Consider the following 25194-nt stretch of genomic DNA (forward strand, 5'->3'; position numbering starts at 1 on the left):
ACAATGAATACAATAAAATATATCTATATAATCATGATAAGCCTATTGCTAGTAAGCTTATCATCTTGTGAGATTGCAAAAGACTTAGATGAATATGAACCAAATTTTGCACTACCGGCCGAAGGTGCTATTACTAACGGAGAAACAGCCGAATTAGCGTTAGCCGGAGTATATGCCGGTTTCCGGCAAAGAAGTGCTGGTGGAGGAAATCCGGACCTGTATTTATTACCATCGGTACTAAGTGGTACGATGGAAAGAAGCCCGTTTAGTAGAAACCCTGATATTCTTAGCTGGCAACAAAACAACCCTGATGTCACCGGAACTACTAACTTAGGGGCTTATACCCGTATGTACGATTTAATAAATAGAGCTAACTGGCTACTTCAAGAAATTGATAATGCACCTGCCGACAGCTTTTCTTCCGAAACTAGAAAAGCCGAAGTTATTGCAGAAACCAAAGCCTTAAGAGCCACTGCCCATTTATATTTATTACGTCTTTGGGGACAGTTTTATGATACCAACTCAGAATATGGTATTGTTATAAAAACCGAACCATCCCTTTCTGATGAGGTATTCCCAAGAAACACTGTCGCAGAAACATACGCAGCTATTATTGCCGACTTAGATGATGCCATTGCTGACGCTCCGGACTTAAGAGCAAAATATTACACCAATAAAACCTACGCTAAGGGGCTGAAAGCTAAAGTGCTTTTATACATGGGTGATTATGCCGGTGCCGCCACATTGGCAAAAGATGTTTTGGACAACTCAGGAGCAAGCTTCGCTTTAGCGCCAACCTATCAGGAAATATTTCTAGACCACACCACCCCGGCTTTATTTGAAAGCACTGAAGTGGTATTTGGTTCAAGAGGTGCTCCCGGAGAAGGTTTGGGAATTGGAAACTTCACTGACTTTGCTTATGCTTTAGGAGCTGGTTTTATTGATTTTGGGGCCGGTTCATGGCAAATAGGGTCTCAAAATATAACCTATGATAGCGATCGTATATCTTCAATGGTTACCTTGGCTTTTGGTTTTATACCGGATACGCGTAAATATACAACCCGCGAACCAGGGCAGGATTACGAAATGATCTATCACTTAAGAATGGCAGAAGTGTATTTAATTTATGCTGAGGCAGATGCACGCGCTAACGGCAGTGTTTCTTCAGATGCCTTAGATGCCTTAAACACGGTGCGTTTAAGAGCCGGGGCAACTACAACCGGAGGTGATGGATTCGAAACCTACCCTGCTACTATCACTTATGATCAGTTTATTGAAGCGGTTCGTTTAGAAAAATATGTAGAATTGGGAGGGGAATCTGGTGAAGAATGGTTCGATTTGGTTCGTTACCATTTTGTTGATGGTTTTGATGTGACTACTGTAAAACCAAGCGCTACGGATCCTGATAAATATATACTACCTATCAATCAAAACAATATTGAAGTTGGCGGTAATATTGTAGTACAAAACCCAAGTTACTAATCACATTAAATCCCCAACCTCATATTTTGAGGTTGGGGAATATTTTAATCCATTTTTTTCTTATTATGAAACGGTATGTGCCATTATTCCTTGTCTTTTTGACTCTAAACCTTACTTACGCCCAAAACTGTAAAGTTTTATTAAAAACGATTAATGAAACCTATAACGGAGACTGTAAAAAAGGAAAAGCCGACGGTGAAGGTACGGCTAAAGGAGTAGATACTTACCAAGGGCAATTTAAAAAGGGGTGGCCGCATGGTAAGGGCACCTATACCTGGCGTGATGGAAAAACCTTTACAGGTGAGTTCAAAAATGGTAAAAAAGACGGACAAGGTAAATTAACCTTTAAAGCAGACAGTATCATTACCGGTTTTTGGAAAAAAGACCTGTACATAGGGTTATTTGAAAAGCCGTATAAAACCTCAAATAAGTCTCAAAATATTTCGGGTATTAACTTAAGGAAAACACAAAACGATCTTAATAATTTACGTTTCTACCTTAGAATAGACCAGGCGTATGAAAAGTACCCGCAGTTAAATTTTGTATTGATCTCCGGGCAATACCAGGACGTAATCAATAATAATGATTTTACTGAGCTTACCAATGTAACATTCCCCGTAAAACTAAAAGTCTTGTACAAACAGGAATATTTTGAAGTAGAGATCTTTCGGCCCGGACTTTGGGAAATAACTACAAATATCACGTATATAAAAGGATTAAACACAAATAATTAAATCAATCAAAATAAGCATATGAAATATATACTCAAAATTCTCGCAATAACTTTACTGGTAGCAGGCTGTAAAACAGAAAAAACCTTAGAACCGAATCACTATAGAATTAAAGGTACTGTGAACGGATTAGACCAGGGAGAAATTTACTTATTAAGTTTTCCAAATTCGATAGATACCATCCCAATAAAAAACGGAACATTTACTATTGAAAAAGCGCTTGAAAATATTGTTGGGTCAGTTTATTTAAGCAAGGATGCCAACCTAAGAAATATGGATCAAAAGTTAGCAGCTTCCTTTTTTGTAGAGCCGGTTATCATGGAATTAAATTTAGATTATAATAACTTTTCAATGTCTAAATTATCAGGCTCCAAAACACAGGATGATCAATATAGATTGGATGCCATAAGAAAGGAGATTGCAGCAAACTATAAAGAAGAGCAAGCCCATTTTGAAGCTGTTAGAAAAAAATATAATGAAGCAGCTGCGGCAGGAGCCAGTGAAGAGGAGTTAGAAAAAATTAAATATGAAGACAATGACGCCAGAGGCCAATTAGCCCCAATGTGGGAAAAACAAGGTGAAGCCACTTTGCAATTTATTAAAGACAACCCTAAGTCCTTTGTGAGTGTGCAATCCTTAATGTTTCAACTAAGTGATATGACCTATGATGAAGCGAAAGCTTTGTTTGACCAATTCAATCCGGAACACTTAAAAGTAGGATTCGGTATTCGACTTGCTAACGAGATTGAAAATATGCAAAAAGGGATTCCGGGGGCCGTGGCAGGCAACTTCAACACTGTAGATATTAATGGAAACCCTTTAACACTTGCCGATTTTAAGGGCAAATATTTATTGATCGATTTCTGGGCCTCCTGGTGTGTCCCCTGTAGAAAAGGGAATCCACATTTAATAGAACTGTATAAAAAATACCATCTTAAAGGCCTGGAAATTTTAGGAGTTTCTGATGATGATCGTAACCACGACAAATGGCGTAAAGCTGTTGAAAAAGATCAAATTGGAATTTGGCATCATGTGTTGAGAGGCCTGGAGTTGGATCCAAATACACGTCAACAAATAAACAAACATAAAGATATAAGTGAAGGTTACAACATTAGCTCCCTACCAACTAAAATATTAGTAGACCCGGATGGCATTATTATTGGCCGCTATGGCAGTGGTGGTGGGACTGATGCAGATATGGATCGTGATCTGGCCGAATTGTTCAAATAAAACTAGTATGATGAAAAACGTATATTTATTATTGGCATCCCTGGTGTTATTAGCAGGGTGCAAAACCGCAAAAGAAGAGCCAACTTCCTATGTCATTTCCGGAACAATTGAAGGAGCTGCAGATGGTATGATTGTTAAACTAAGGGCTAGTGATACCGATGCTATGAATGCTGTTTTTAGCAAGCCCATAGACAGTACTGTTATAAATGAAGGTAAATTTGAATTCGAAGGAACTTTTGATTACGCTCACCTAGTATCAGTTTCTATTGAAAAACCGGAAGATCAAAATAAACCCTATACTTACCACCCGGCAATCCCAATTTTTATGGGTAATGAAACTGTTACGCTTACAGGTACCTTAGACAGCTTATCTACTCAAAGAGCTTTATTTTCGGAGGGTAGCTATAACTACGACCAAGTAAAAATTGAAGGAGCTACTATACACAAAATATATAAAAAATATCTAGATGGTGTAAAAGACGTCAATGCACGACGAAATAAAATCCGTCAGGAAAGAATGGCTTGGTATGGTTATAATCCAGATGGTACCAAGGGAGAAAAAGGGACTGTTTCAGAGGGTATCGCGCTTAGTAAGAAAGAAAACAAGATTTCTGATGAAAAAATGGATTTTACCTTTAATTTCATTAAAACTAATGCCTCCAATGAAATAGGGTTAAACCTGGCTTATAATGCTGCTTCAAGCCTTAGCGTATCTCAAATTGATGAATTACTAAACCTCATACCAGAAGCGATAAAAACATCTCCTTACGGAATTAAAGTGGTACAAAAGGCTAATGAGCATAAAAGAGTAGCAGAAGGGGCCAACTATGTAGATCTGCCCTTTAAAGATATACAGGGAAACCCTTTAAAGTTATCAGATTATGTTGGTAAGGGCAAATATGTACTCTTAGAGTTTTGGGCATCCTGGTGTGGTCCTTGCAGAGCTGATATTCCTCATTTAAAAGAAGTGTACGAGTTATATCACCCGGAAGGTTTTGAAATTATAAGTATTTCTATGGACGAAGCACATGATAAATGGTTAGAAGCTGTTGAAGAAGAACAAATGTCATGGTTGCAAGTATCAGACGGAAAAGCCTTTAAAGGGGATTTGGCAGAAATCTATAAAATAAGGGGTATACCAACTTGTGTGCTGGTAGACCCTAACGGAAAAATAGTGACTAGAAATATGAGAGGCTCCGAAATGGATCGGCGCCTAATAGACATGTATGGTAATAAGTTTGGAGAGAAGTTTTAATGAAAAACGGAATGAAATTGATATTAAAATATGCAGCTATTTTTTTAACTCTGATTTTAACCTTTAATTGTAAATTGGAAAAAAAAGAGACTGGTAAAGAAACGGGCTTTGAAATAACCGGGACCATTATTGGTGTAGATAACGGTACGTTAACAAGTAACAAAGACACTATAACCATTACAAATGGTAGTTTTACCCTAAAAGGTAAAGTGGATGGCACAAGAAATCAGTATTTTAGAATTAATGACACATTTGGTTTTGGCCTGTTGCTTCCTAACGAAACCTTCAGTATTTCGGTAGATGTTAACAAAGCGGATGAAAGAGGTCAAATCAATGATATTGATATTACAGGTTCTCCCACTAACAATGAATTGAAAAGGGTCCGGGAATATTTACAAAACATGCCGGAGTCTAAAAAACTAAGTGAATTGTTTGAACATGGCAAAACGCTTGAAAAAGGCAGCGATGCTTATAAAATGAACTATGAGGCCGTTTCCAATGCCAGAGAAGCCACAAGAAAAGTAAGGACTTCCTATATTAAAGATTATGCGTTAAACAATCCCAATTCTGTGGTTGCCGCATTTTATATGCGGATGCAAGCCAATGAAGTAGATCAAACTTTTGAGGAGTTTGAGCAAATTGTTGAGGGCTTTGGTGAAGAGGTGAAAAAATCCAATTTTTACAAACCTTTAAAAGATGAATTAGAAGCCCTCAAACGAGTCGCCATTGGTGAAATAGCTCCGGACTTCACTTTAAAAACAGATTATGGTGAAGACTTTACGTTATCATCCTTAAGAGGCAAAAAAGTTGTTTTAGTTGATTTTTGGGCCAGTTGGTGTGTGCCTTGTAGGAAATCATACCCACACTTAAAAGAAGTTTATAGCAAATACAAAGACAAAGATTTTGAAATAGTAGCAGTAACCAATGACAGTAATCATGAAGCCTGGAAAAAAGCCATTGAAGAAGACCAAACCAGGTGGATCCAGGTAGCGGATATATTCCCGCCAAGAGGCAGTGACGTTATGACCGCCAAGGTTATTACTGCGTACGCAGCTCCTTATTTACCTTCAACATATTTACTTGACAAGAACGGTGTGATCTTAGCCAAAAATTTGCATGCCGACGAGCTGGATAAAAAGTTGGAAGACATCTTTGGGTTTTAGCAGAATTTGTTAGTTTTTAAAAGATTCAAATTTTTCCAATGCCTTAACTAAAAAGTTTGATATTTTTTCTGTACCGGCCACACCGGTGAAATTTATAACCTTTTTGATAGTTTTTTTTTGATTATATGATAAATACGCGATAACATTAATAATAAGAAAGGTGCTTAAGTAAGCACCTTTCTTCGTCAACTAAACATAAACCAATTAAACTACTACTGTTTAACCAGCTTTAAGCTATTAATCCCCGAGAGTGTTTTTATTTGAGCAAAATACAGACCTGTTTTTAAATTGGAAGCATCTATTTCAACTTCGTTTGCATTTGGGGTTAACGATAACACCGCTTTGCCTAAAATGTCAAATACTTGAATAGACTCCATGTTTTGTCTGTTTGTTTTAATGGTCCAGCTATATTTTGTCGGGTTAGGATAGATTTTAAAAATACTGGTTGGGCTATCTTCTGTAGATAAACTGGTAACTTGTTTTACATCATCAAAGTAAAAGGTAGACGATGCCGTACCATCACCTAAGTTTCCAATGTCAAACATAAAAACTAACTTATCAAAAGAACTCGCTCCCAAAGCTGAAAAATCCCAACTTAATGTTTCCCATTGTCCGGTAACAGTCGTAGGCGTGGCTAACTCGGTAGCAGCGCCACCACTTTGCTGTTCAAGCTTGATTTGCATTTGGGTACCAACAGGAGCCTCGGTCCAAACTCTTAGTGTTATATATTTGTTAGTTGAAAAGTTTAAAGCATCATTTAAATTCAGATAAGCTCCTGCCCAGGCCTGGCCGCCATTTCTAACTATTTTAGCCAAATTACTACTGGTATTGCCGGTACTCTGAGGAGCGGATACAGCCTCTACGGTTGCTGTACCTCCATCAAAATTATTAAAGTCTGCTGTAGTAGGAGAGGTCTCAAAGTCAAATGGCAAGCCAGTGTTTTCTCCCGGAGGTGTGCATGCTACGGCATTATAACTAAAGGTCATTCTACCCAGATTAACCTCTCCGTTAGTAACCACCAACCTTAATACATGTGTGCCTGCAGTTAGATCCACATTACTTGTTGCTTTGGTGTTCCACGTACCCCAGTCTCCCGTATAGGAAAAAGCAATATCCTGGCTTACTTTAACTCCATCAATTTCAAAATAAATGGGGCCACCGCCACTGGTGTTTCCCGAAGCGTAGCGAATACTTAGATCATAACATCCGGTGGTTTGTACGTCAATGGTATACTCTAACCATTCGCCTCCGGAAATCCAACCTACCGTATCGCCTTCTGAACCATCTGAAACGGCGTCAACATATTCACCGGTTCTAAAATCCCCCTGATTATCTATTGATGAATCAAAATAGGCAATATTCTGTCCATTACCTCCTTCAAATGCATCATAATGGCCGGCTTCTATGGTTCCGGGGATGGCATTTGCTGAACCGGAGTAAGGCACTTGACTGCCTATCTGGATGCTAATGATATTGGTAACGTTAAAACTTGTTCCTGCATATACTTTAGCATACATACTGTGAATACCAAATGGCAGTGCCCCCGTGTTAATCTCATAGGGCGCTGTGGTATCTTCCCCTAAAAGGGTATCACCGTTATAAAATGCTACTTTGGTTATGCCGCTACCAGTTGTTGTGGCCGTAAGATTGGCACTGTCATTTTCATTGGCTTCATAAACATCAGAGGCGATGATGCCCGATACACTGACATCTTTACTGGTTGCCATTTCATTAGCCGGCACATCCAGCATAAAGCCATCGGAAAAAGTAACTGTGATGGGAGCATCTGAATAGTTGTGTGCTACATACGTTTTATCGCCGCCATCATTAAATACAGCCGCAATGGGATGATTGGCTGTAATTGTGGCGTCTAATTGTCCCATAGCATTCATGGCGTGCAACCAATGGTAGGTTTGCGCATCCGAAACGCCAAATTTTAAAATCCTGTCAGGGTCAGCATCATAAAGTGTAATGGCTTCTGCCGGGTCTAAAAAAGATAAATATTTCCAGATGGTATCATGCCATAAATTGGGATTGGTATCATTGGGATCTAAAATACCTGTATGAAGTTTAAGTTCGTCCCATATTTTTTGAACATAACTTGTATTCTGCCCCAGATATAAGGACCCGCCATGCATAGGATAAAGCTCAATCACATAGGAGGCTGTGATGTCTGATGTCCAGAACGTACCATTGTCATAAGAATTTCCCCAAACCCGGGATACTAAACTGTATGGGTGTGATGGCTGAAAATTGCGCTCATGCATATCAAACCAATATTCTTCTACAGCCTTTTGTTCGGTGGTGTATAAATAAATACCCAGATCCCTAATCGCATCATTTCCGGTAATGGTGCCCCAGTGAATTAGTGATGAGTTAAATTGCATACTTTCCGAGGTGGACTCCTGGTCATTACCCTGTGGGAAGGATGCGGTTCCATTAGCCCAGCAGTGACCTGCGTATGGGCTGAAATTTCTCAAGAACGGAAATAATGTATCACTTCTGTTTGAAGAAGCGGCATCCCTGATCAACAGGTTAACCATGTCACCCCAATCATCTGCCCAACCGGGTTCAAACTGTTCCATAAAGGCAGCGGCATGTATAAAATAGCCCCAATGAAAATGGTGGTCGTTAATATTAGTGTCCTGACCATGTCCTGCCGGATAGCCTAACATGGCTGTCCAATCACTGTTATAGTAAAATAAAAAAGCCACTTCACCACTTTCGTAGGTGAGCCAGTCTTCCAGGCGCTCTTTAATGGTAGCAACCATTTTGTCTCTGGCTACAGTATTACCCATTTGATCTGCTATTCTGGCGGTTTGGATCAATCGGTTCATGACTTGTCCTTCATTGTATGAGTCTGTCCAGGTCGCTAAAGCATCATTTTCAATTTGTGCAATTTTAGTGTGTAAATTGGCCGGACTAAAGCTTGAGCTATAATTAGCTAAGTAGGGTAGTGTAGGCAAGATGCCCTTAAAGATATTTTCAGTCGTAAAGGTATTGCCATCCAGTGTTTTTATTTCGCCTCTAACTGAACTATAACTGTAACCGCCGGGCGTAGCTGAGCCTGAAGATAAGTTATCCCATTGATGCGGTAATAACCCTTGAAGCAAGTTAGTATTGGTTACAGAGCCGTCTTTAACATCCACAGTGACATCAAAGGTTGTAGTCAGGGCCGAGGAACTCTCATTAAAACTCCAGGATACTTCAGTATTAGAGGGAAACACATAGGCATATTTTTTATACTCATTGGCTACGGTTGCCACACTTGATGCTGTTAACGGGATCATAGCCATAGACCAATAGTTGTTGCCATTGAGTGTAGAGGTATATGTATTCCCATTTTGGACCCAGGCACTTCCCGGAGGTGCGTAAATAGCAAAATCGCCACCATTTCTCGCATCCGTAACAGTGATCATTTCTCCGGAAACGCTAACAGTTCCGGAATTTATAGTTATGGATGCTGTTTCGGAGGATGCTTTTTCAAAATAAATAAAAGGCATCCCAATACCGGCAGTGGCGTTAAATTTTGCTCCCCAGTCCATAGTTACGGTCCAGTCCGAATAGTCAGACACTGTAGCCTGATTTTCATTAAGGCCCTGAACCCCTACAATAATGGGTTGAATATCATCTATAACGCCCCATGGAATATAGGTGACAATTAAACCACTGTTAATGGTTTTCATTGTCATGGGATAATTAAATAAATTATCGGCGTGATTATTCTTGATGAGCGCAGACCACCAATCATTTGTCGGTACCGGTTTTCCAGCTGCAGTTCCTGATAATTGTGGTGTTCCGGAAGGAAACCCGTTTCTTCCTGCTGAGTCGGTACCGGGAAATGATGTTGTATAGCTGCCATTTCCAACTGTAACCTGTCCGTAAGACTGTATATAAGCAAATAGGAATAATGCGATTAAAAGCCTAAATGCTGAAAAATATGTTCTATTCATTTTGATAAGGTTATAAAAAAAGGTGCCTGGTCAGCACCTTTTTCACATCAACTAAACTAAACAACTATTAGTTCTTTACTAATCTGAGCGATTGCAAACCATCAGTTGTTTTTACTTGGGCAAAATATAATCCTGATATTAAATCAGAGCCATCAATTACCGCTTGAGAACTATTGGGTTTAAAGCTTTTTACTGCTTTACCTAATAAATCAAACACTTCAATAGTTTCTATTTGTGTGTTGTTTTTGGATTTAATGGTCCAGTTATCTATTGTTGGGTTAGGGTAAGCTTTAAAGCTCACCAATTTATTATCTTCAACTCCTAAAGTGGTATTTTTGTGAAAATACAGGTTATCAAAATAGAAAGGGCCATAGACATCCGGTCCTGCTGTTTGAAGTATAATCTGCTGAATTTCATCTCTGGCGTAACCCGGATTGCCATCAAAATCGGCAAAGGCTATATCCATCTCATGCCATGTGTCAGGAGATAAAGATGTTACATCAAAATTCTCCTGAATATTTGTCCCATCAGAATATTGTACAATTACTATAAAAATTGTTCCAGCTGTAGTTGGAGATCCCTCAAAGTAAAAATCAATATGCATGTAATCAAAATCTGTTAAGTCAAGATATTGGGGACTAACTCCAAAGTATTGGTATTGAAGCCCTGCACCTGAGACCGGAGAAGTTGCCTTTAAAATAGTATTGCCGGAATAATCAAGTTCGGTAACCACAGAACCTCCAAAAGTTTGATACCCATCTGTTGGGGCAGTTGTATACATATTGCTATAAACAGATCTAACATCATTCACATCTCTTGCAGGCGGTGTTGTAGGTGCAGCTGCCGGTCCTTCTTCTTTTATTGAAACTGTGTATGTCTTTGTTGTAGTGTTGTCACTTGCCGTAACAACTACAGTAGCATCACCAGGAATGGCGGATGCCTGTGTGATTACAGTAGAAGCTCCGGCCTGGGTTGTGGTTGCTGCTGTTATTTGAGGCACAACAACAGTTCCTGTAGGTACCGTGTATGTATAGTCCTCCGTTGCTGGGCCAAAACCATCTATGGTGGTGCCATCAACTTTTAAATCACTTAACGTAGCATCTGTAGTAGGATCGGCGGGTGCCTTCCAAAAATATAAATTATCTACATAGATTGCATCGGTAGTACCGTTGCCTCCATCAAACTTAAACTGTATAGCGTTTGAGGTATCACCGGTTATTCCAGAAACAGCGATATCTACACTAATCCACGTGTTTGCTCCTGTATTTGTAATAGGGTGGGCTATTTCTGCTCCCGAACTAATGACAAATACATTAGGGTTAAATGAACCATTAATATAAATGTCTACATGCAAAAATTCCATTGCTGCAATATTTTGAGTACTTCCAAACTGAACCCCCTGGTAGTTAAAATTAGGATAGCCTAAAACCAGGTTGCCTGAGCCTGTATCTAATGCAGTATTTGCTGAGCCAAAACCACTTTGTCCCCAATTAGGGTTAAAATCTGATCCTACAACATCTGTATATTCCGCACAAAATATGGAAATAACATCTCCCGCGTCTCGTGTCGGAGGCGTGGTCGGATCCGTCGTTGGTTGCGCATATCCGAAATATGCCGTAAGTAAAAACAGTAATAATGTAATTTTTTTAGTCATAATAATTTAGTTTTATGTTTAAACAATGGTATTTGAAATACGGAATTGGGGCTAACGAATTTCTGGTTTTCTAAAGATAAAGGATAAGATTGCAGGAGTCTATATGTTGTACCACTACAAAAAACATACATGTTGTCGATTTTGTGTTTTTCAAATGACCTGTATTTCGTCTTTGTATTTGTGTTTTTCATCGATTTTTTTGAGATTTTAGATCAATTTTTTCCCTCTTTTTTTGTTTTGTTTTTAGAAGTGTAGGGGTAATGTTGTGGTAAAATAGAGCAGTGTTGTATTTGTTGAGAAAGGTGGGTTTCTTATAAGCTTAAATGTTTAGGTACATTTTGACTTAATTCAGGAAATAATTGGAAAAATACGCTTAAGATATACTTGTTTTTAAGCGTTAGAAGAGAACTTTTTAGAGAGTAAAGTATTGATGTTTAATTAATTATGATTATAGGTAGTTTCGTTTTGACTAATAACCTCTGCTTTAAGTATATTTCAGACCTTCAAGTTATGATGAAAGGCCAGAGCAGTTTATTGATTAATTATTCCATATGAAAACTCCTGGAAGCTGAAAAAAGAAGAGGCTTAAATTCACAAACAGAATAAAAGCCTCTAATTAAAAAAAGAAAGCTAAAATAGCAGGGAAATAGAGTTAGTCAACTTGTTATTTGTTGTTGTTTTTTTAATATTTTAAACGTTCATTGGTATCCCATAGCCCCCAATAGGCACCTACATCACCTTCGGAGCCTACCTTCCAATTCTCATCAAAAGACGAAAAGTAGAACATAGGAATAGCTTCTTCCGTGCTCCATTTTTGCGAGCCGATAAAGTATTTAATGGCGTTCTCTTCCGATGGGAATGCGCCTTTTAAAGCTGTTCCCTGGCTGGGCCATCCGGTTTCAGTTATGATCACCGGTTTTCCGTTTCCGGCCCGTTTGGCGCGGTTGTACATATCTTTCATGTAAAGTACGGCATAATCCTGATCACAACCTTCCCAGAACGGGTAACAGTTGGCAAGAATAATATCGCAGGCTTCTGTGATCTCAAACCTGTCCATAAACTCATAATAGGCATCTACATAACCCACGGGTACATAGTCTATTTTTGATTTGGCGTAATAAATGAAATCCAATAGTTCCTGTTGGGTTAAATCGCCACGGTACATCACTTCGTTTCCAACGGCTGCTATGTCTACATACCCGTCATTGCAAAGTTTTATAAGGTTGGCTACTTCTAAATTATTGGTTTTCTTATTTTCTCCCAACCAGGCACCTACCAATGTTTTAATACCGTATTCTTTGGCTATAACCGGAATGAGTTCGTTCCCTTCGGTGCAGGAAAATGACCGGATCCATTTGGTGTATGGCTTAACAATTTCCAAACGTCTCCTGATTTGTGCTTCAGATAGTTGATCGCCGGGTTTCTGCCATTGGGTATAAGGGCTAAAGCATAAGCCATGCATACCGTTGTCAAGTGTTTCCTGAAGTAATTCCTTTAGCTCATCAAGTGATTTATTTTGAAAATCCATTGATGATAGCGCTAGAAACTTTTCTGATCTTCTTGACATCTGTTTTTTTGGTTAAAGTTCTTTTTTTCTTTTGTCTAACTCAGCTCTAATGTCATTGGCCCGTGCTTCTGTAACATCATAATTGCGCATAATATACATGGCAAGGAGTGTCCCTATCATAGGGAAAAAACAAAAGAAAGCGTGCAGACCATCTACGGCAGATTGCTGATCTGTAGTAACCAGGTCCGGGTCAAACCCAACAACGGCAATAATAACGCCACTTAAACCACCTGCAATGGCAAAACCAACCTTGACCATCCACCAATAAATGGCACCAAATATCCCTTCTCTGCGTAAACCGGAGTTTAATTCGTCTATATCAATGACATCGGCGGTCATTGACATCATTATAGTAAACAGGCTACCTATGCCGAAGGAGAAAAACGGTAATGCTATAATGTACATCCATGGCTTACCGGGAACAAAAAGAAACCATAGCATGATGTATCCAACAACTGAGATTCCTTGAGACAACAAAAATGCCTTTTTCTTGCCCATTACCCTGGACATCCAGGTTACGGCTGGAATAACAATAAATGTGGTGCCCAATGCTCCCAAACAGCCAAATAAGGCAACCCAAATTCCGGTAGCGGCCACATCACCGTTGAATAATTTATAAACAATGACAAAATAGGTAAGGGCTGCCACCGTATTGAAAGCATTAAATATTAAGAACGTGGCCGCACACAATTTTCTAAATTCCTTAATCTTGAATGCTTCCTTAAAGCTTTCAAGGATTTTCTCTAAGCTACCTCCAATATTGGATAGCGTAAGTGGCTCATAATCTTCATCAGCTGTAGATTTACTTTTTATAAATAATGCCGGAACCATAGCGCATATGGTGCATGGAATTGCTACCCAATATGCGAGTTCCCGAACAGCGACATCCGAAGAGGGGAATAAATCCTTATCATCCATAATAACCCAAAACCAAGGTGCAATAACCCAGGCCCATTGCCCAATCCATTGGGCCACTGCCATAATATTGGTACGCTCATGAAAATCGTCACTCATTTCATAGCCCATGGCTACATAAGGGACACTAAAAAAAGTAAGTCCGAGATAAAACACAATAGACCACAGGAAGAAATACCAAAAATTGTAATTAAGTGTATTTTCCTTAAATAGCTGCCACATGAATATATAGGCAATGCCCATCATGATGGCGCCAATAAAAACATATTGTCTGCGCCTTCCCCATTTAGATTTAGTGTTATCCGATATAAATCCCATTATCGGATCGGTTATGGCATCGAAAATTCTTGGGAAAAAATAAACAAGAGACCACATCCAGCCATTAAACCCCAGGGATTTCACAAGAACCACCATGAAAATACCAAGAATAGCAGGAAACATTTGGTTGGCTAACATGCCTATGCCAAAGGCTACCTTTTGTCCGGTTGATACTTTATTTCTTGTTATCGTTTTGGTTATCGACATAGTTTTGAGAGATACTTCCAAGATTGATTTTTATTACTATTAAAACTTTAAATTTTCATGCTTGTCCCATAATCCCCAATAGGCGCCAACATCTCCTTCATTTCCTGTTTTCCAGGACTCATCAAAAGATGAGAAATAGAAGATGGGTATATCATTTTCCTTGGTCCATCTAATAGTGTCAATGAAATACTTCATGGCTGCCTCTCCTGTTGCAATGGCACCGTTAAGCCCACCACCTTCACTAGGCCAGCCTGTTTCTGTAATGATAATGGGTTTTCCCTGAGCGGCATCTACCACCGAGCCATACATAGCCTGCATGTGCCCTAAGGCATATTCTATAGGGCAGCCTTCCCAATAGGGGTATAGATTTGCCAAAACCACGTCGGTACTTTCAACTAAAATGGGGTGTCTTGAAAATTCGTAATAGGCATCTACATAACCTACCGGAATGTCTAATCCTGCTAAAGCTTCCTTAACGCGATTTATATACCCAACCAGTTCATCCAGGGTCAAATCATTTCTGTATAAAACTTCGTTGCCTACGGCTGCTACATCTACATTACCGGATTTGGCAAGTTCGATCAGACCTGCTATTTCCCTTTCATTATCTTCTTTATCATTGCCAAGCCATGCCCCAACCAAAGTTTTAAGGCCATGCTTTTTTGCCATTATTGGCACAAATTCGTTTCCTTCTATACATGAAAACGAGCGTATAGCCTGAACATAAGGTTTTAATATGTTGACACGCTGCTCCACTTGTTCCATGCTTATTTCATCACCAGGGGATTGTCCGTCCCTGTACATACTAAAGCATATACCGTGAAAACCTTCCCGGAGGGTTTTATGCCATAATGCTTTTAATTCCTCTAATGAATACTCTGCTAAGTTTATACCCTGGGTAGCTATTTGGCTATACCCTTTTGGCTTATAATAGGATTCTTCTCTGTAAGACATCTTTAATTCTCTTTTTATTTAGTTAACTGTTTCGTGATTAATACTGCCACCGGACTCTGTTTTGTTTAAAACACGCCTCTGCAGTTTTTCCTTGTATATATCTTGATTCTGTCTACTTCTTTTGCTCCGGCAGGCATTTCTTCAAGTGTTAAGCCCGGATAATCTTCGGTTTCTTTCCAGTTTGCTATAGTTTCGCTAAAGAAACCTGAAGCTGATGCATCTGTTTCATAAACAATTAGGTCATATGCCTCGCCTAAATCGCCTCCAAAACGAGTTACCACTTGCCACTCCCCATCTCTTTTATAAGACGTATTGGTATGGTCTGACTGCGGATAGTATTTATCATCCGTAGGTCTAATAACAACCCATATATCTTTGGTGTGGGACTCAGGGTATACTCCCATGGTTAAAATCCGACAATCCACAGAATCCTGATCAATGGGAGAAACTACTTTAACCGTTTCTACAGGACCTGTTATGTTTAATTTTTTACCAATAGAAACTTGTTCAATTTGACTATTGTAGCTTACCAGATCAGATGAATAGCTTCCATATATCATCATTAAGACACCGATGATACCAAAAGGTATTATTAGTTTGGTGTTAAGCAAGCTATTTCCGGAGCTTCCTTTTTTACTGCCGAATACCGCGATTAGCGTTAATAAGGCTCCTATTATTAGTATTACTATTTTTGTTGACATTTTGATGTTTTTTTAGTTATGATATCTATTTAGCCTTGCTGCTATAACACACCTCTTCTTTCTTCTAATTGCGCTTTAATCTCTTTGGCTCTTTCTTCAGACAAACTGTATTTCCACATGATCCAAATAGCCAAAGCTGCTGTTACTACAGGAATGATGATATCGGCGATCCTTAATTTTGTTAAAGTATCAACAGTCTGTGTGGCTGCGTTACCGTCAAATCCTATTAACTTTAATACCAGGCCTCCTAAAACCAACGCCAATCCTTGCCCGAGTTTTACAACCCACCAGTATAATGCGCCGAAAGTCCCCTCTTTCCTTGGCATACCATTACGAAGTTCATCTAAATCACAAACATCAGCCGTCATACTCATCATCAGAGTGAATAAACTTCCTAAACCAAACGACATTAGAGGAATTGGAATAAAGGAAAGCCAAATATTATCAGGAGTGAAAGCCCACCACTTCATAAGGTATCCAACAATAGAAAGTGCCGTGGAAATAATGAAAGCTTTCTTTTTGCCCCATTTGGTAGACATTGCCGATACAATCGGGATCACTAAAAATGCTGAAACCAATGCACCCACAGAGCTAAACCAGGCCGGCCATGTTGCTGTGGCTTCATAGCTTCCGTTAAAAATGTAAAAAACGAAAATAAAGAAACTAAAGGATGCCACAATTTGGTAACCGTTGAACACCAAAAACGTGGCGCCGCATAATTTCATAAAAGGCCTGTTCTTTACAGCTTCTTTTATACTACTGAATAGATCTTTTAGATTGCTAAAGATAGAGGTTAACGTTAGTTTTTTCCTGTTTCCCATATGAGAGGCATCTATACCTCTACAAAAAATGGCGGGTAAAAGGCCCAATACCAAACAAGCTGCACCAACATAAATGGCCATGGTTCTTACACCTTCAGCCTGATTGCTAAAAATATCAGGGTCCGCAATAATGACCCAAAACCAGGGTACAATAACCCAGGCCAACAGACCTACCGTTTGCGAAAAGGCCATAAGACGGGTCCGTTCATTATAGTCGGAAGTCATTTCATATCCCAGGCCTACCAACGGCGTGGCAAACATGGTGTTCCCAATAAGGAAAACCATGGACATGATCAGGAAGTACCAGAAGTTATAATCTGATGAATTATTTTCATTAAGTTGCCAAAGCAGTACAAATGTTATGGCACTTAAAATACCACCAACCAAAATATACGGCCTCCTTCGGCCCCATTTTGAACTGGTGTTGTCTGAGATGAATCCCATAATAGGATCGGTGATCGCATCAAAAAACCGGGGCAATCCACCTAAAAGGCCTGCTAAAAAGGGATCCATCCCAAAAGCAGTCAGTAAGAAGAACATAAAGAACCCCAGGGCTCCCGGATATAGGTTCAAAACCAAATGACCGGCACCAAAAGCGGCTTTTTGACCAATAGGGACTCTGTCCTTTGCAGCTGTTTTTACGTTTGACATAATTAATTTAATTTTTTAGTTAGTTGAGTTTGTACATTCTTATGGAATTACAATAGTTTGAATAGCCTGCGCATCTATTGAAAATTCTACATGCTTGTCGTTTAGCGTTAGGTTTATGGTTTTTGGGGTATTAAACTCATTAAAAAGGACCACCGCCATGGAGCCATCAGGATTCTGAGCAGCAGCAGCCAGTAATTTTTCGTCGGTGTTTTCTAATCCAATGACTTTAGCTTCCGGCCTGATGTATTTACTAAAGTGTGCCATGGTGTAATACAGTGGGGTAAAGTACACCTCGTCTTTATCCGGATCTACAATCACAGGGGCAATACACCAGTTTTTAAACCAGTTGGGGCCTCCTTTGGTATCAAGTACCATATTCCAGTCAACCCATCCGTCCACCCAGTTATTCAGGCAGCCAATAATATCTCTGGCGTATCTGTTCACAGGGGCATATTTGGGATGAAAGTGTTTGTCTTCTTCCGGAGCCCAATCCCAACCCCAATCTGTGGCTTCTTTTTTCCAATACCAGGCATCGTCTTGCCACACAGGAACTTCGGCGTCCACGCAAGCTTCCGACTGAATTAAAAGTTTGTCTGGTGCTTTATTATGGGCATATTGCAGTTCTTCCGGGAACACATGAAATGTGCTTGCATACCAGTGGATAGCCGTGCCATCAAAATATTTGGATGTTTCTTCATTTTTATATTGAGAATCAACCCATTCTTTTAAATGTTCCCTATTTTGATCGTAACCTAAAATTTTAAGGTCCCCTTTTCCGTCTGCTTCCAGTTTGGGTCCTAAATGATTCTGAACAAAGTTGGTCATTTCATCGGGTGTGTAGTGCATACTTTCCCAATTGTTACCATTACCCAAAGGTTCGTTTTCCACGGTAAAACCCCAGATATCAATCCCTTCTGCTTTGTAAGCATCTGCAAACTTAGAGAAAAACAAGGCCCATGTATCATAGTATTCCGGGAGCAGTTTGCCGCCCACCCAATGGTTATTGTCTTTCATCCAGGGCGCCGCGGTCCATGGCGAACCAAAGATTTTAAAACCGTCCGTTGAAGCTGCCATAGCATCTTTTATGAATGGGATTAAATCCTCTTTATCTTCTTCAATAGTAAAATGCTCCAGGTTTTTATCGCCTTCCACGGGTGTGTAAGAGTAATTGCTTACAGAAAAATCGCAGGAGTTCATATGGGTTCTGGTTAAAGAATAGTGGGCGCCTTCTTTTGAAAAGTAAGCTTTTATTATGGTGTCTCTATTCTTTTTACTTAGTTTATTAAGTAAGTACGCTGAAGATTCTGTAAAAGCCCCTCCAAAGCCTGTTATGGTTTGAAAGGTTTGTTCCGGTGTAAGCTTAATTGTTACTTTTTCATCAGAGTTATTAAACTCGGTAATTTTTGAAAGTTTATTACCGGCTGCTGATGTTTCAAAAACTTCAACATTAAGTTTTTTATCTTCTTTATTACAGCTTATCATCATCAAGATTACTACCACTAATGCTATATGTTTTAATGTTTTCATTTAGTTAGTTTTTATTGCTATTGCTATTGCTTATTGGCATGCCATGCTTCGGCAGTGGGCGGTACCTCAACATCTTTCATTAATGCTTCTTTATCTCCATTGTAAGTTTTGGTAATTGGATTGCCGTTTCGGGTTAATCCCTTAAAGGTTCCCTTGTCAACTTCATCCCAAAGGGCAAATTTTGCTTTTCCGTCAACTTTAAATAGCCCAAAGTGTTTTTCAGAATTTCCCGAATTAGTTCCGCCTTTCCAGGGTTCATCAAATCCTTCAAAGTAAAAACATGACATACCGGCTTCATTGGTCCAGTCTCTCATGTGCTTGTAGTAAAGGGCTTCCTTGTATTCATCACAGGCTTTAGAACCTTTGGTTCCGTAATGGCCTGAAGAAAAACTGGCCCATCCGGTCTCTCCTATATGAATAGGTTTATTCACACCAAGGCTTTCCATATACTTCCTGACGTTTTCATATTGCATCATGGCATATTCCTTGGCCCTTAGCATGGAGATTTCGATTTTCTCCAAATCTGTTTTGCCTTCCAGGCCTTCGGATTTCAACCAAAACTCCGGTTGGTAATGGGTGTCATGCATAGGGTAGGTGTGAACGGAAAGAAAATCTACGGCCTTGATGAGTTTATTAAGATCTTCAACATGGTATTCTTCATCACCGCCACCCCAGGACGCAAAATTATCTGAGCTTGTAACCCATAAATCTTTGGAAAGTTTGCCCTCTTTCTTTAAGTCTTGAAGGTAATTCACCCATTTTAGGATGACCCAGGGTTCTACATAGTATGAGGCTGCCCATTTCACCATAGCTTCGTTACCAACAGCGATAACTTTTACGATATCCGGATATTGATTAGCAAGGGCAACGGCTTTTTCCATTTGTGGTTTGTTGTCCTCGCTTTCTTCGTTGTGAATGGGTTCTTTATCAGTCCAGGCATTTTTACAGTCAATCCAGGCGCCAAGCATCACATACATTTCAAAATCCGGATCCTTTTGTTTTATTTCGCTAATAGCCTTCAAAAGATTTTCAGCCTGAGGTTTGTGTACTTTATAGGTTCTAACCAATCTTATTCCTAAGGCATGCAAAAGATGCATGTCTTCCTTTAACTCATCCAGAGTGGGTTCAATGCTGTGATCAGCATGTCTATAGCCGCCGTAGGACATAGCCTGGTATTTGGAGTTACCCAAAATATCTTTCGCAGTTAATTGATTTTTTTCTGCAACTTGATTCGTAGTGTTGTTTTTTGTTTTATTACAAGACCACATAACACATATTAAGATGATTAACAGATACTTTTTTTTCATAACTAATAGTTTAATACAATGTCTTCTTTCAGATGAGGTATATCAACCGTATTCATTAACTCATCTTTATTGCCATTATAGGTTTTAGTGATTGGATGTCCACCTCTGTTCAAACCTTTGAACAAACCGGCATCAACCAAATCCCAAAGCGCATATTTGGCCTCACCCTCAACGGTAAACAAACCAAAATGATTTTCAGAACCCTTTTTATTATGGGCATCTTTCCACGGTTCATCAAAAGCTTCAAAATAAAAGCATGAGATCTTATTTTCTTTGGTCCAGGCTCTCATATGATTGTAATAAAGCGCTTCTTTATACTCATCTGTGGCTTTGGAACCATTGGTGCCATAATGTCCATTTGATAGGGTGGCCCAACCTGTTTCACCAATATGTACTGGTTTGTTGACTCCCAAATCTTTCAAATAATTGCATACACTGTCATATTGCTTCACAGCAAACTCCTTGGATCGTTTCATGGCAGCTTCTATTTGTTCCTCTTTAGATAAATGACTTTCTTCTCCCAGTACGCCCCAAAACTCCGGGTTGTAATGGGTATTGTGCATAGGGTAGGTGTGCATAGATATATAATCTACCGCTTCAATAATCTTTTCCAAATCAGGTGTACGGTAGGAAGGGTCTCCGCCTCCCCAGGAAGCAAAATCATCTGAACTTGTAATCCATAAGTCTTTTGGTAATTTCCCTGCTTTTTTAAGGTTTTGCAGATGATTGACCCATTTTAAAATAACTTCCGGTTGTACATAATAACTTGTTGCCCAACGTACCATAGCTTCATTACCAACTGCAATTATTTTTACAATATCCGGGTATTGTTTTGCCAGGGCCACGGCTCTGTCTATTTCAGCAGCATTTAGAGGGCTTTCAACATTGTGATCAGGTTCAAGCTCGGTCCATGCGTTTAAGCAATCAATCCAGGCACCTAACATCACATACATTTCAAATTGTTCATTTTCCTTTTTTAACTCAGAAATAGCCTTAAGTACATTTGAAGCATGCTTTAACTGCACATTGTATGTGCGCAGTATCTTGATGCCCATGGCATTAAGAATTTTTAAGTCTTCTTTTAGTTCTAAAACTGTTGGTTGAATATCGCGGGTATTCTTTCTGTAACCCCCATAAGAAATTGCCAAATATTCCGGATTTCCCAAGATATCTTTAGCCGTTTTATTCCTATCTAAATGCATGGATTCTTCTTTTGTCTTTGGTTTGTTAGTGCAGGACAATAGGACTGTCACTACAGCTATAATGGTTGCTATTTTTTTTAAAGTTTTCATTTTTTAGCGAACAATATTGTTCAGTTTGACCTCTATACGCCTGATGACGGCAGTTCGTTCAAATAACAGATCTGAAGTTTCAAGATCTAATTCAAGGTCATTAAATACCTTTTCGGTGTTATCATTAAAAAACACATGGATTTCCTGGTTGTCAGACAATTTATAAATGATCGGAACCTGGCAATGTGTAAAGGCCAAAGCGTTTTCCGGTAAATCTATTTGCTGTTTTTCACCGGTAATGTCAATGTAATTAAATACCGAAGGTTCGCTAATGAACTCTATACGTCTTAATAACCCCGGTTTAAACGTTAATTTGCCGTCTTTAACTGTGATGCCTAATTCCCCAATTCTGCTTAAGATATCTTCCTTTACCTGTCCTGTCATGCCCGGTTGCTGGGCCCCTTTGGTTGCCGGTGTATGAGAATAGGGGTCGGTAGGGAAGGCACCATACAGTTCAGGAGATTTATGGGCGCCTATTCCGGCCTGAATTTCATAATAGTGTTCTAACAATCTACCAATAACCGCTTCGGTTTCGTTCCGGTTTATGGCCGCTATACAATTTTCCTGAACCGCCAGTAATAACTTGGAAACCATATGCCAATAAATAGACCCAAGGCCTTCAAAACCAAAGAACGTCCCGGATCGTCCGGTGAATTCTTTGTGATTGAACACGTCCTCAAAAATTTCTAAAATGTTAATCTCTTCTTTGGTTTTTAAATCAGTGTAAGTTTCCGGAAGCTGTTCCAGGGCGGCTTTTAGACTATTGGCATTGTTGAAATTTCCATTAAAGTGATACTTGCCACGACAGTCTTTTTCAATGATCTGAGTATTGCCGTCATTGATGAGCTTTGTCAACAAATCCGAACTTTTAACAGAGGTCTCAGGTATGACGTTTTTCTTTGTAAACCTGGGAAGTTCCTTGTCAGGATATAATATATAGCTGTACTGGTCCGGTCTGAATAAAGCGCTGTCTTTTAAACCGTCCAGTAAAGCCAGGGCTTCTTTAGGGGTGAGGTAACCGGCACTTAGGGCTGCTACCTGGCCCTCAAGCATTTCAGACAAGTAATCAATAGAAACTTCTTTGTCACTTTTAAGGGTCATGATGTTATAGGCATGATACATATGATCGTGCCTTTTATTGGCTCTTATGGTGTGTTCCAGGTATAGTTTGGTAACCTTTATGAAATTTAAAAGGCTGGCTTTTGTGATCGTACTTTTTTTACCTGTAAAGCTATTTTCATAAATATTGAGTCGGTAATCACTTGCAGGTTTAGCCAGGCCATCCAGAACTGTTTTTCTGTCTGTATCACTAATGGCGCCTTCAAGGATATCTGTATTATTTATTAATGTGTCCACCACATCATTATAAAATGCCAACAGTTCTACTGAAATTTGAAGGTTTTCGGTGTTAGCGTTTTCTATGATGGTCTCAAAGAAGTTAAGGAAACGTTGCAGGTAACAAAGTGTTACCATAGACACTCCATTCCCAACTAGAGCATTATTAGCATCATTCCACTCGGGGCGCTGGGTATTCAACCAGATACCACCTTCCGGAATAAAGTTTGATACTTTGGCAAGTACCGTTGCTAATAATTTTTCTATCAGGTTAACATGATAGATCTGTCCGTTGGCATCTTTTAGAAGTGCTGCGTCTGCACCTAAAACAGTTCTTTCGTTATTGATTTCCTGGTCCAGATCATGGTTAAAATCTATTGTGTCCTTTGAGTTTTTGAGTATATCACTGTATGATTTGATCTTGTAAGGCACATTGGCGTATACAAAAACATCCTGTTCAAAAAGGTTTTCTAAAGTTTTAGGATAATGGTCTTCTATAAATTCCAAAAACTTTAATAGATAGATGATCTGATGGTCTCCCCAGTATCCTATGTAAGACCAGGGATCATCCGGTTCTATGATCTCCCAATCAAAGCCATCTTTGGTCACTCTGTATGGGTTATAACCATCAAATGTTGTGGCATTTAAAAACTTATGGATCATACTTTCCATAAACTGTGGATAGGCATGCGCCAAGGCTTCCCAGTTTTGGAATATATCGCGCCAGTTACCCTCGTAATCAAGAATTTTAGAGCCATCTTCACTGGTAGTGTTTATTGAGAATCTATTCCAGGGCCTGCTTGGGTCACCGTGTCTTCTGCTGAATTTTAAAGGTAGATATTCATAACACAAACGTTTAAAATCAGGATCTTTATGATTATTAGCCATAGATCTGACCGTTTTAACCGTGAATGTTTCATCTAAGGCTTCTAAGACGGATGCTTCTCTTTGGAAAACCACTTTGTTAGCTTTTTCAAGATACTTTATGAAGTCGTCTTTCTCTATGATATAGTTGTCATCAAAAATACCACCGCGCATAATATTAAACAGCGTATTGGCAAAATGCCTGGTATTGGTTATAGCATCAGCTGTTTTCTGTAATCCATCGGATGAAGCTGTTAGATTCACCAGATTTGTTGTGCCTAATGCGATATCAGCTTCCAACTTAGTAACCAATTGCATGTCTTCTAAAATACTTTTTTCCAGTGCGTGTACCTGACTCGCACTTTGATTAACATTAGCTACAAAGCCCCAGTGCGTTTCGGCATTAGCACCTATTTGAATGGAGCTGTTAATAAAGTAAGCACCTTTTTCCGCTTTAATGTCTTCTTCCTGATTAACCGCCTCTCCTTGCCTGAAGTTATCTAATTGCGTAGACGACAGGAGGTATTTGGGATGTTGTAAACCAAAAGACCAAACGGTATTTGCTTTTAGAGCTTCGCTGGGTTCAGCTTTATCTACAATGATGGCACTTAAAGTGAACAGACCAATACCTGATTCAGAAAGCAATTCCGTTCTTTTGTAAGCATCAACTAAGTTACTTCTTGTGTTTTGAAGGTTGGATTCTACACCCCAGGGCAATATGTTTTGTAAACCATCCAACACATTCAAACTGATACTATTGGTATTCGAGTTTATTAGTTTGGACTGTTTTACAAATCCGTATTTGTCGGAGTTATTCCATGCATACCTGAATGTTAATCCCAGGTCGTGATTTATCTCTTCAAAAACAAGTTTATTTCCGTAAATGTTCTTGTAAAGGTTTTGTTCTATGTTATAGACTCCTATTTGCCTTATACTGAACGGCTCCCAAATTTTAAGTTGATCATTATGAATCACCTGAAAAATGGTTTTACTACCGGTGATATCAGCAGATTCGGTTATTTTGTCATCCGTATAATAGGGGAATAAGGCGTATTCCGAGTTTTTTCTACCCGCCGATAATCCACCGTTACTTGAAATAAACATCCAATGGTTTGCATCTGAAACAATGCTCATAAAAAACGGACGCATTTTATTACTGTTGGATATTTTGTAATACGTCTCGTTTTCAAAAGTCACCAATGCTCCTTTTATCTCCTTTGTTTCCATAGAAACCTTTTGTATTTCTGTAGCTGTCATAGTTGATTAA

The 25194-nt window shown here is 39.2% G+C and carries 16 protein-coding genes; 5 read left to right on the top strand and 11 right to left on the bottom strand.

Annotated elements, in window-relative coordinates; genetic code table 11:
* Positions 1–3 precede the first annotated feature (3 nt).
* The 5 genes from Q0983_RS04155 (at position 4) to Q0983_RS04175 (ending at position 5861) form a co-directional block, all read left to right on the top strand.
* Positions 4–1482: a RagB/SusD family nutrient uptake outer membrane protein gene (locus tag Q0983_RS04155; RefSeq protein ID WP_299549203.1), complete on the top strand. Its 1479-nt coding sequence runs from the start codon at positions 4–6 to the stop codon at positions 1480–1482.
* Positions 1483–1547: 65 nt separating this feature from the next.
* The gene (locus Q0983_RS04160; protein ID WP_299549206.1) at positions 1548–2216 is read left to right on the top strand and encodes a hypothetical protein; all 669 of its coding nucleotides are present in this window, start codon (positions 1548–1550) and stop codon (positions 2214–2216) included.
* 18 nt (positions 2217–2234) lie between these two features.
* A complete protein-coding gene (locus Q0983_RS04165; protein ID WP_299549208.1) occupies positions 2235–3443 on the top strand; it encodes a TlpA disulfide reductase family protein in 1209 nt (402 codons plus the stop codon).
* A gap of 7 nt (positions 3444–3450) precedes the next feature.
* A complete protein-coding gene (locus Q0983_RS04170) occupies positions 3451–4698 on the top strand; it encodes a TlpA disulfide reductase family protein (RefSeq protein WP_299549210.1) in 1248 nt (415 codons plus the stop codon).
* Between the two features lie 11 nt (positions 4699–4709).
* Positions 4710–5861, top strand: a complete 1152-nt coding sequence (locus tag Q0983_RS04175; protein WP_299549212.1) for a TlpA disulfide reductase family protein — start codon at positions 4710–4712, stop codon at positions 5859–5861.
* 212 nt (positions 5862–6073) lie between these two features.
* Here the strand turns inward: Q0983_RS04175 and Q0983_RS04180 are convergent, their stop codons facing one another.
* From Q0983_RS04180 to Q0983_RS04230, 11 genes are all read right to left on the bottom strand, one after another.
* Entirely contained in the window at positions 6074–9814 is a 3741-nt protein-coding gene (locus Q0983_RS04180) for a glycosyl hydrolase (protein WP_299549215.1), read from the bottom strand.
* A gap of 67 nt (positions 9815–9881) precedes the next feature.
* A complete protein-coding gene (locus tag Q0983_RS04185; protein ID WP_299549218.1) occupies positions 9882–11468 on the bottom strand; it encodes a T9SS type A sorting domain-containing protein in 1587 nt (528 codons plus the stop codon).
* Between the two features lie 682 nt (positions 11469–12150).
* Positions 12151–13035, bottom strand: a complete 885-nt coding sequence (locus Q0983_RS04190; protein WP_299549221.1) for a glycosyl hydrolase family 17 protein — start codon at positions 13033–13035, stop codon at positions 12151–12153.
* Positions 13036–13047: 12 nt separating this feature from the next.
* Entirely contained in the window at positions 13048–14475 is a 1428-nt protein-coding gene (locus Q0983_RS04195) for an MFS transporter (RefSeq protein ID WP_299549224.1), read from the bottom strand.
* Between the two features lie 39 nt (positions 14476–14514).
* Positions 14515–15429 carry a glycosyl hydrolase family 17 protein gene (locus tag Q0983_RS04200; protein WP_299549227.1) on the bottom strand — a complete coding sequence of 305 codons (915 nt, stop codon included), beginning with the start codon at positions 15427–15429 and terminating at the stop codon, positions 14515–14517.
* 65 nt (positions 15430–15494) lie between these two features.
* On the bottom strand, positions 15495–16130 hold the full coding sequence (locus tag Q0983_RS04205; protein ID WP_299549230.1) for a hypothetical protein: 636 nt from the start codon (positions 16128–16130) through the stop codon (positions 15495–15497).
* Between the two features lie 41 nt (positions 16131–16171).
* Positions 16172–17602, bottom strand: a complete 1431-nt coding sequence (locus Q0983_RS04210; RefSeq protein WP_299549233.1) for an MFS transporter — start codon at positions 17600–17602, stop codon at positions 16172–16174.
* Between the two features lie 39 nt (positions 17603–17641).
* Positions 17642–19129: a glycoside hydrolase family 30 protein gene (locus tag Q0983_RS04215; RefSeq protein ID WP_299549236.1), complete on the bottom strand. Its 1488-nt coding sequence runs from the start codon at positions 19127–19129 to the stop codon at positions 17642–17644.
* A 23-nt stretch (positions 19130–19152) separates the two neighbouring features.
* Positions 19153–20436 carry a glycosyl hydrolase family 17 protein gene (locus tag Q0983_RS04220; protein ID WP_299549239.1) on the bottom strand — a complete coding sequence of 428 codons (1284 nt, stop codon included), beginning with the start codon at positions 20434–20436 and terminating at the stop codon, positions 19153–19155.
* A gap of 2 nt (positions 20437–20438) precedes the next feature.
* Positions 20439–21728: a glycosyl hydrolase family 17 protein gene (locus tag Q0983_RS04225; protein ID WP_299549242.1), complete on the bottom strand. Its 1290-nt coding sequence runs from the start codon at positions 21726–21728 to the stop codon at positions 20439–20441.
* A 3-nt stretch (positions 21729–21731) separates the two neighbouring features.
* Positions 21732–25184 carry a hypothetical protein gene (locus tag Q0983_RS04230; protein WP_299549245.1) on the bottom strand — a complete coding sequence of 1151 codons (3453 nt, stop codon included), beginning with the start codon at positions 25182–25184 and terminating at the stop codon, positions 21732–21734.
* Between the last annotated feature and the right edge of the window lie 10 nt (positions 25185–25194).

The organism is Seonamhaeicola sp., from assembly GCF_028281565.1.
GTDB lineage: Bacteria > Bacteroidota > Bacteroidia > Flavobacteriales > Flavobacteriaceae > Seonamhaeicola.

Coding starts and splice junctions, on each gene's coding strand:
- Q0983_RS04155 (WP_299549203.1), top strand. CDS start 4: ATGAATACAATAAAATATATCTATATAATCATGATAAGCCTATTGCTA.
- Q0983_RS04160 (WP_299549206.1), top strand. CDS start 1,548: ATGAAACGGTATGTGCCATTATTCCTTGTCTTTTTGACTCTAAACCTT.
- Q0983_RS04165 (WP_299549208.1), top strand. CDS start 2,235: ATGAAATATATACTCAAAATTCTCGCAATAACTTTACTGGTAGCAGGC.
- Q0983_RS04170 (WP_299549210.1), top strand. CDS start 3,451: ATGATGAAAAACGTATATTTATTATTGGCATCCCTGGTGTTATTAGCA.
- Q0983_RS04175 (WP_299549212.1), top strand. CDS start 4,710: ATGAAATTGATATTAAAATATGCAGCTATTTTTTTAACTCTGATTTTA.
- Q0983_RS04180 (WP_299549215.1), bottom strand. CDS start 9,814: ATGAATAGAACATATTTTTCAGCATTTAGGCTTTTAATCGCATTATTC.
- Q0983_RS04185 (WP_299549218.1), bottom strand. CDS start 11,468: ATGACTAAAAAAATTACATTATTACTGTTTTTACTTACGGCATATTTC.
- Q0983_RS04190 (WP_299549221.1), bottom strand. CDS start 13,035: ATGTCAAGAAGATCAGAAAAGTTTCTAGCGCTATCATCAATGGATTTT.
- Q0983_RS04195 (WP_299549224.1), bottom strand. CDS start 14,475: ATGTCGATAACCAAAACGATAACAAGAAATAAAGTATCAACCGGACAA.
- Q0983_RS04200 (WP_299549227.1), bottom strand. CDS start 15,429: ATGTCTTACAGAGAAGAATCCTATTATAAGCCAAAAGGGTATAGCCAA.
- Q0983_RS04205 (WP_299549230.1), bottom strand. CDS start 16,130: ATGTCAACAAAAATAGTAATACTAATAATAGGAGCCTTATTAACGCTA.
- Q0983_RS04210 (WP_299549233.1), bottom strand. CDS start 17,602: ATGTCAAACGTAAAAACAGCTGCAAAGGACAGAGTCCCTATTGGTCAA.
- Q0983_RS04215 (WP_299549236.1), bottom strand. CDS start 19,129: ATGAAAACATTAAAACATATAGCATTAGTGGTAGTAATCTTGATGATG.
- Q0983_RS04220 (WP_299549239.1), bottom strand. CDS start 20,436: ATGAAAAAAAAGTATCTGTTAATCATCTTAATATGTGTTATGTGGTCT.
- Q0983_RS04225 (WP_299549242.1), bottom strand. CDS start 21,728: ATGAAAACTTTAAAAAAAATAGCAACCATTATAGCTGTAGTGACAGTC.
- Q0983_RS04230 (WP_299549245.1), bottom strand. CDS start 25,184: ATGACAGCTACAGAAATACAAAAGGTTTCTATGGAAACAAAGGAGATA.